Genomic DNA, 8,124 nt, shown 5'->3' with positions numbered 1-8,124 from the left:
TTAAGATATATATGTACCCCCGCATTTCGACCTCTAAAAATTAACAGTGATTGGACTGCACGTCCTGATATAGAATGAACACCCCTGCGCGTTCAACAATATTATCTGACGCGCTTCATTTCTTCCAACGCATTGATTTTACTTGTACCTAAGCATAGCTCGGCCACCTATGCAGAATTCGCGTGCATGCACGTTTTGTCGGAGCCAATATACTGTATGCGAATCTGCTGATATAAAAATGCTAAGCATGGAGGCTAAAGCTTGAGCCCAAAGCTTATGGAATAGTTAAAGGCAACCAATTGAGTAAAGCCCGCCAGCCCCCGGATCAAGAAGACCTACGATAGATTGCGTGTGCGGGACAATGGCTTGGCCGAGGTGCGTAGCCGGTTGGATTGAGCCGTCGATTTCAGGGACGCTACCGCCCTGCTGGCAGAATGGATGATGTTTCTCGTCATCCCTAGTGCGGCATCCCTGAGTGCATCTTGGTCACATGAGCCATCTTCTGCGGCCTTTACCTAACGTAACCAAGGAAAGCGTTGAGGGCAACGCCTGGGCATGAGATCGGGTTGCGGCACTCTGAGTGTCGTTATCAGCGCGCTGGGAGCCTGAACAAGCAGAGTACTTTCATACAGACTTGACCACAGTCAAGAACGGTTACAATAGACCAAGGGCGGCTGGCAGCTGGCATCGCCGGGGTGGCATAGTTCATCTGACTCGAATATGGACGGGGGCTGCCGTGAAGCCGTTTCAAGTGTCACGTACACCAGCGCTGGCCAGCCTGCTTGCCGGCGCCTGCCTGCTCGGTTCCGCCAGCCTTGCCCTGGCGGCTGAGGAGCACAACCCGGCCGAGCCTACTCCGGAGCTGCTCACGGCGCTGCACCAGGGCGGCTTCGTGCTCTACCTGCGCCATGGGCCGACGGACACGAGTGTTCCCGACCGGGTGCCGGTCGATTTCGACGACTGCACTACTCAGCGCCCCCTGAGCGACGAGGGCCGCCAGGTCATGCAGGGAGTTGCCGAAGGACTGGCAGGTCACGCCTGGCCGATCGAAGCGCCCATTCTGGTCAGCCCCTTCTGTCGCGCCCAGGAAACCGCCCGCATCGCGTTTCCCACCCAGGCACATCGGATCGACGACTTGCTGCGTTACACCGCGGCAATGACGGATGAAGAAAAACGGCCCGTGATCGAGCATACCGGCAAGATGCTGTCACTGCCGGTAGAGGCAACGTCAACCGCATGATCGTGGCCCACGGGCCCAACCTGGCCGACCTGATGAACTACTTCCCTCCCGAAGGCACCCTGGTGATTTTTTCTCCGCTTGGTGAGGAGGGGTATCTTTATCGTGCCAGTATTGCGCCCGATCTGTGGGCTGCTCTCGACCTATACCCGCCAGCAGAGCAGTAAGGGACTCGCATGAAGCCAAGCCGGCCGCTGCTCTGGGTCTTCCTCCTGCCCACCCTGGTGGTGTTGATCCCGGCGCTGCTGTTCGGCTTCGGCGCCGTCCAGGTGCTCAAGGAGCGTGTGAGCCAAAATCATGCCAGCCAGCTGCAGGACCTTTCCGCCCTGCAGCAGGCCGCCGACTATAAACAGAGCCTGGCCGAGCTGCACAAGGACGTGGTGGACATGCTGCAACAGGCGGACCGCGGTGAGCTCACCCCGCTTGCCAGCTACCGGCTGCATTCGAGTTTCGTCAATGAACTAGCCACGCTCGGTGGACAGGTGCAGGCACTAACCGAAACGCCTTTGATGGTGGACCTCAACCACGGAAGTGCCCAGCAACTGCGGGAGGCATTCGAGGCCTACCGAAGCTTCATCATCATGGCCAGTGACATCGCCACGATAGATCCCACTCAGGCCCGGCACTACCTGGATGAAGCTCAACAAGCGTTTCTACGTTTCGCGATGCTGACGGGGCGCCTGTCGTCGAAGCTCTCTCAGCGCACCAGCGATCGCACCGAGGACTCCTATCAGGCCATCCTCGGGCACTTGGGCACGGTAACGCTGCTTGGCGGGCTTACCTTGTTGCTGATGCTCCTGGCGGCCTTCTACTCCGCAAGGTACTCAATCGTCATCTGCTGGCCATCGGCGAAGCCTTGCTCAGCCTTGCCCGCCTGCGCCGAGAGGTACCTGAATTGCCACGCATCCAGCGTCTGGCAGAGCGCGGCCGGGGCCAGATGCGACAGATTGCCCGTACGGTGTTGCGACTGCGCGAAAGCGAGGCACGACGCCTCGTCGCCGAGCGCAAGGCCCACCAGTTGACCCATTTCGATGGACTGACTGAGCTGCCCAACTGGCACATGATGAGCGAGCATCTTGCCCATTCGCTCCAGCAGTGCCCGCGCACGGGGCAGCATGGTGCGCTGATCTACCTGGACATCGATCTCTTTCAGCAGATCAACGAAAGCTATGGACATCGCACCGGTGACCGGCTGCTTCAGGAGATCGCCCAGCGCCTGGGGGCCTTTCAGAAACACGGCTGTATTCCGGGACGCCTGGGCGGCGACGAATTCCTGCTGGTCATCGCTTCACTACCGGGTCAGGCGGACAGGGCAGCCAGTCGCGCCGAGGAGCTGGCAGACCGAATTCGCCTGGCCATTGCCGAACCCTATTCGCTCGACGGAATTCAGCACTTTCTCTCGGCCAGTCAGGGAGTGGCCATGTTCAATGGCGCCGACGAGGTGGAAACCCTGTTCAAGCTGGCCGATGCCGCCTGCCACCAAGCCAAGCTGGCCGGAAGAAATACCATCCGTTTCCATGATGATGCCATCCAGGCCGCGATGGAGGCACGCAATGAAACCAAGCGCGACCTGCGCCTGGCCTTGCAGCGCAGCGAGTTCCGACTGGTCTACCAGCTCCAGTACGACCAGGGTCACCGCCCCCTGGGAGCCGAAGCGCTGGTGCGCTGGCAGCACCCCACGCGGGGGATGATTTCACCGGCCGAATTCATTCCCCTGGCCGAAGAGAGCGGCCTGATCGTCCCGCTGGGCGACTGGGTGCTCGAGCAGGCATGTCGCCAGCTGGTGGCCTGGCAGAAGCACAGCGCCACGGCACATCTGACCCTGGCCGTGAATGTCAGCGCCCTCCAGTTCAAGGAGAGCGATTTTGTCGAGCGTATCCAGCGGATCCTTGCCGCCAGCGGCGCCGAGCCCCAGCGCCTCAAGCTGGAGCTGACGGAGAGCAGCCTGCTCGACGATGTCGAGGCCGGCATCGACAAGATGCAGCGCCTCAAGGCAGTTGGCATCAGCTTCGCCATGGACGACTTCGGTACCGGCTACTCCTCGCTGCAGTACCTCAAGCGGCTGCCGCTGGACCAGATCAAGGTCGATCAGGCTTCGTCCGCGACCTGCTGCAAAGCAGCGACGACATGGCCATCGTGCGCACCATCATCGCCATGGGTATCGCGCTCCAGCTCGAGGTAGTAGCCGAAGGTGTGGAAAACGCTCGACAACTGGAGTGGCTCACTGAGGAGGGTTGTCACGTATTTCAGGGCTATTTCTTCTGCCGGCCAATGCCGGTCGACCAACTCGAGAGCCTTCTTGCCCCGACGGCGGTGAACTGAACCCCCGCTTTGCCCAGGATTTCACCCGCCCCCATCGGCCCCCTCCATTCTGAAATCTTTTTCCATGTTGGCCTAAGACCTTGGTCGAAACACACCTGTCCAAGTGGTCAAATGTTGGCTAGGCTGTCCAAACCCTTGATTGACCATGTGGTCAGAATAAAAGATTAGCTCTGACTTCAGCCCCAAACTCCTCGCTCTCCAACAACAATGGGATCAACGATATGGAACCGAACTCCTCCTCCCTTGCCGACAAGAGCGGCGTCCGGTCCGATGAACGGATCGCCGGGCCTGCCAACTGGCTGGACCACTATTTCGGCGTGACGCGCCGCGGCTCGTCGCTACGCACCGAGTTCCTGGCCGGCATCGCCACCTTCCTGGCCGGCATGTACATCATCGTGGTAAACCCGGCGATCCTCAGCGATGCCGGCATCCCCTTCACTGCCGCCCTCTCGGCCACGGTGCTGATCAGTTTCTTGAGCAGCCTGGCCATGGGGCTCTATGCCCGTAACCCGATCCTGGTGGCGCCGGGCATGGGCATGAACGCCCTGTTCACCTACACCCTGGTGCAGGGCGCCGGCCTCTCCTGGGAAGTGGCCCTGGGCTGCGTATTCTGGTCCGGGGTGCTGTTCGCCACACTGGCCATGTTCAACGTCCGCAAGGCGATCATCGAGGCCATTCCGCCTTCGCTGCGCTATGCCATCACCTGCGGCATCGGCCTGTTCATCACCTTCATCGGCTTCAAGAATGCGGGCTTCATCGTTGGCAGCGACGCCACTCTGGTCACGCTGGGCAACATGGATGCCAGCATGGTGACCTTCTTCATCGGCATGATGGCGACGGCGATCCTGGTCATCCTGCGCTTCAACGGGGCGCTGATCCTGGGCATCGCCCTGACCACCCTGCTGGCCTCGCCCATGGGCCGGCTCTGGGGTGGCGACGTGGTGGTGGAATGGAGCGGCCTGGCCGCCTGGCCCGATTTCAGCGCCGTGATGCAGGTGGATATCTGGGGGGCGCTTAAGGTGGCCTACCTGCCGTTCATCTTCGTGATGCTGTTCACCAACTTCTTCGATGCCCTGTCTTGCTTCATGGCGCTCTCCGAGTCGGCCGACCTCAAGGACAAGGATGGCAACCCGCGCAACCTGAAGCGCTCCATGACCGTGGATGCCTTCGCTTCGATGATCGCGGCCCCGCTGGGTACCAGTGCGGCCCAGACCTTCATCGAATCCGGTGCCGGCGTTGCCCAGGGCGGCCGCACCGGGCTGGTGGCGGTGGTCATCGCCTTTCTGTTCCTGCCGTTCCTGTTCCTGTCTCCGCTGCTGTCGCTGGTGCCCGGCATCGCCACCGCGCCGGCACTGGTGCTGGTGGGACTCTTCATGCTGGCGCCGATCAGCAAGATCGAATGGGGGAAGTTCGACCAGGCCTTCCCCGCCTTCCTGGCCATCATCCTGATGCCGCTGACCTACTCGATCACCCTGGGTATCGCCTTCGGCTTCCTCAGCTTCGTGGTCATCAAGCTCTTTACCGGCCGCATCACGGACATCAAGCCGGCCATGTGGGTCTCCGCAGCCTGAGCGTAGTGATGCTGGTCACTACGCACTGATCGCCCGAGGCCGCCAGGGATGGCGGCTTCTGGTAATGGTCAACCTGCCTTGGCCCTTCGCTATTGATACCGACCGCTCCTACTCCTGCTCAAGCGACAGAATCCAGCCCACCAAAGTCCGAATATCCTCCATCGGCACACGACGGCTGGGGGTCATGCGCTCATCCCCCAGTTACCGCTGCCGCCCTCACGCACCGTTTCAACCAGGCGTTCGAAGGCTTCGTCATCATCACGATAGCGTTCGGCAACGTCGAGCCAGGCGGGCCCACGCAGGCTGCGCTCCAAGTCGTGGCAATTGAAGCAGCCGCTGTCCCAGGCCAAGTCGATCATCACCTCATCGTTGATGTCCCCGCCGGCCTGCACGACGCCTATCATCAGGCCACAAACCAGTATTGCCAGATACTGACGCATGGTTACTCACTCCGTTTTGTGGAACAGCGGCTATGCCATAGCAGCATGGCATCTGTCAGTCGAAACAACACCAGCGCGATCAGGATGACAGCAAAGAGGCTTGCCAGCAGGTAGTCCGCCCGCGTCAGCACCCAGAAATGGATAATGCCCAGCGCCGCCGATGGATAGATCAAGCGGTGCAACCAGTGCCAGGCACGGTAGCCCATGGCCTTCTGCAAGCGACGAAAGGAGGTCAGCGCCAGGGGCACCAACATTGCCAGCCCGGCGGCGCCATAGCGGATGTAGGGCAGTTCGATCATCTCCCGGCGAATCCAGGGCCAGTCCCAATACTGGTCCAGCCCCATCCAGGCCAGCATGTGGGCGACAAGCCAGAAGAAAGCCCACAGGCCGATCTGGCGCCGTGCCGCCATGAAGCCGATCCAGCCGGTGAAGCGAAAGGCGGGACTGAAGGCAATGGTGATCAACAGCAGCGTCAGCCCCGTCTTGCCGGTAAAGTGCACCACCGCCTCGCCGGGTACCGCGCCCAGGTCACCGAAGAACCACTGCCACGCCAGCCATACCGCCGGAGCACTGCAGCCAATCAGCACCAGCCACCGAAAGGCCATGATGGCTCCTGGACCAGATGGCGCTTGCCAAGACACACCTTTGCGAGACGTTCCTTTCCGAGCCAGCATGCCGCGCTCCATCAGCCATTGACGCTCAGTAGTGGCGATTCAAGTCCATGTCGGCATAGAGGTGAGCCACCTCATCGGCGTAGCCGTTGAACATCAGGGTCTCGCGCCGACCACTCTCACCGATGCGCCGCTCACGGGCCTGGGACCAGCGCGGGTGGTCCACCTCGGGATTGACGTTGGCGTAGAAGCCGTACTCCTCGGGATTCCGGTCATGCCATGACGTCGTCGGTCGCTCCTCTACCAGCGCGATGCGCACGATGGACTTGATGCTCTTGAAGCCGTACTTCCAGGGCACCACCAGGCGGATCGGCGCGCCATTCTGATTGGGCATCACCTCGCCATAGAGTCCCACGGCGAGCATTGTCAGCGGATGCATCGCCTCATCGATCCGCAGCGCTTCCCGGTAGGGCCACTCGATGATCGAGCGGCGCTGCCCACGAAGGTTGTCGGGGTCGTGTATCGTCTCGAAGACGACATACTTTGCCCGTGAGGTGGGACCATGACGCTTGAGCAGGTCGGCCAGGGGAAAACCCACCCAGGGGATGACCTTGGACCACGCCTCCACACAGCGATGGCGGTAGATACGCTCTTCCAGCGCCTGCCCCGCCAGCACATCCTCGAGGGCAAAGGTTCCCGCCTTGTCCACCTCCCCCTCGATGGCCAACGACCAGGGATCGGTGACCAGGCGATGTCCATAGACCTCCGGATCCCGCTTGCCGGTGCCGAACTCATAGAAGTTGTTGTAGGTGGTGATATCGCGCAATGAAGTCGGCGCCTCGCCATTGGCCAGATCTGAACTCGCCAACGCCTCCTCCAGCCGCTCCTCCAGCTTCGATTGCCAGGCCTTGGCGTCGGCCGACCAGAGCAGTCCCGGCGCCGCGGCCACTGCCCCCAGCGCGGCTCCCTGGCGCAGGAAGCGGCGACGTGAATCCAGCAACGCCTTCGGCGTCACCTCGGACTCGGAAATTCTCGGGTAGCGATAGCGGATCATGACCTCTCCTCTCGACAGTCACGAAAAGATGAATCCATAGCGATGCCAACTTGTACAGCAGCTGTCCACCAGTATCACCTATAGCAAAGCAAAACTTGACCTGCCTCAACAAGGACCCTTTTCCGAGTATTTTACTAGGTTGATATGCATCAAGACTAAGGAATAAGCTCATTCCAGGATATGGGGGACTTACCTGTATCGCGTGACTACCAGGGAGATCATCATGGAACATCAAAAAACTGTACAACCGGCGAAGCTCATCGCTGCCGTGGCACTGGGCGGGTCCCTTGCCTTCGGCGGTTCGGTCCTGGCCGACGACGGCCTCGGCGACTATCGTGACCGCTTCGAGCCGCTGCCCTACTTCCCGCCGATTCCCGCCCACAACTCCCTGACCCCCGAGAAAGTGGAGCTGGGCAACATGCTGTTCTTCGAACCGCGCATCTCATCCAGCGGTGTCATCAGCTGTGCCACCTGCCACAACCCGGCGCTCGGCTGGAGCGACCGTATCCCCCGTGCTACCGGTCACGATGGCCAGATCGGCGAGCGTAATACGCCGACGGTACTGAACTCCGGCTTCCTGGGTTCACAGTTCTGGGACGGCCGCGAGCCCGACCTGGAAGGACAGGCGCTCGGCCCCATCGAAGCCGATATCGAGATGGCCATGGACCTCGACATGGCGCTGGAGCGTCTGGAAGAGTTCGAGCTCTATCAGAAGAAGTTCGCCGAAGCTATCCGGATGACGATAACCCGATCAATGCCGACAACCTGGCCATGGCCCTGGCCAGCTTCCAGCGCACGCTGAATACGCCAAACTCACCGTTCGACCGCTATCTGCACGGTGACATGGAGGCGCTCAACCAGCAGGAAAAGGATGGCATGGTCGCCTTTG

At 60.9% G+C, this 8,124-nt stretch carries 6 protein-coding genes and 3 pseudogenes; 6 read left to right on the top strand and 3 right to left on the bottom strand.

Annotated features, from left to right (window positions below; translation table 11 throughout):
• Positions 1-751 precede the first annotated feature (751 nt).
• The 5 genes and pseudogenes from Q427_RS09500 to Q427_RS09485 all read left to right on the top strand — a co-directional run bounded on the left by Q427_RS09500 (position 752) and on the right by Q427_RS09485 (position 5,159).
• Positions 752-1,240 (top strand): histidine phosphatase family protein, encoded by a 489-nt coding sequence (locus tag Q427_RS09500; protein ID WP_197030574.1) that lies wholly within the window; start codon positions 752-754, stop codon positions 1,238-1,240.
• Positions 1,237-1,404 (top strand): hypothetical protein, encoded by a 168-nt coding sequence (locus tag Q427_RS31165; protein ID WP_155833512.1) that lies wholly within the window; start codon positions 1,237-1,239, stop codon positions 1,402-1,404. Before Q427_RS09500 ends, Q427_RS31165 begins: the two co-directional genes overlap by 4 nt.
• 9 nt (positions 1,405-1,413) lie before the next feature.
• Complete coding sequence (locus Q427_RS09495; RefSeq protein ID WP_043513302.1) at positions 1,414-2,259, top strand: hypothetical protein; 846 nt, start codon at positions 1,414-1,416, stop codon at positions 2,257-2,259.
• A pseudogene (locus Q427_RS09490) lies at positions 2,175-3,559 on the top strand (putative bifunctional diguanylate cyclase/phosphodiesterase). Before Q427_RS09495 ends, Q427_RS09490 begins: the two are co-directional and overlap by 85 nt.
• A 221-nt stretch (positions 3,560-3,780) precedes the next feature.
• Positions 3,781-5,159 (top strand): annotated as a pseudogene (locus tag Q427_RS09485) (NCS2 family permease).
• 153 nt (positions 5,160-5,312) lie between these two features.
• On the opposite strand, the gene Q427_RS09480 reads toward Q427_RS09485, so the two are convergent.
• The 3 genes from Q427_RS09480 to msrP form a co-directional block, all read right to left on the bottom strand.
• A complete protein-coding gene (locus tag Q427_RS09480; protein WP_051496258.1) occupies positions 5,313-5,570 on the bottom strand; it encodes a c-type cytochrome in 258 nt (85 codons plus the stop codon).
• Between the two features lie 2 nt (positions 5,571-5,572).
• Complete coding sequence (locus Q427_RS09475; protein ID WP_043513300.1) at positions 5,573-6,175, bottom strand: sulfite oxidase heme-binding subunit YedZ; 603 nt, start codon at positions 6,173-6,175, stop codon at positions 5,573-5,575.
• Between the two features lie 94 nt (positions 6,176-6,269).
• Positions 6,270-7,235 (bottom strand): protein-methionine-sulfoxide reductase catalytic subunit MsrP, encoded by a 966-nt coding sequence (msrP, locus tag Q427_RS09470; protein ID WP_043513297.1) that lies wholly within the window; start codon positions 7,233-7,235, stop codon positions 6,270-6,272.
• Positions 7,236-7,458: 223 nt separating this feature from the next.
• On the opposite strand from msrP, the pseudogene Q427_RS09465 reads away from it, so the two are divergent.
• Positions 7,459-8,124: pseudogene (locus tag Q427_RS09465) on the top strand (cytochrome-c peroxidase); the annotation flags it as partial.

This window comes from Halomonas sp. BC04, from assembly GCF_000568385.1.
The sequence above is the reverse complement of the archived record's forward strand: the minus strand, read 5'-3'. Positions and strand labels throughout refer to the sequence as shown.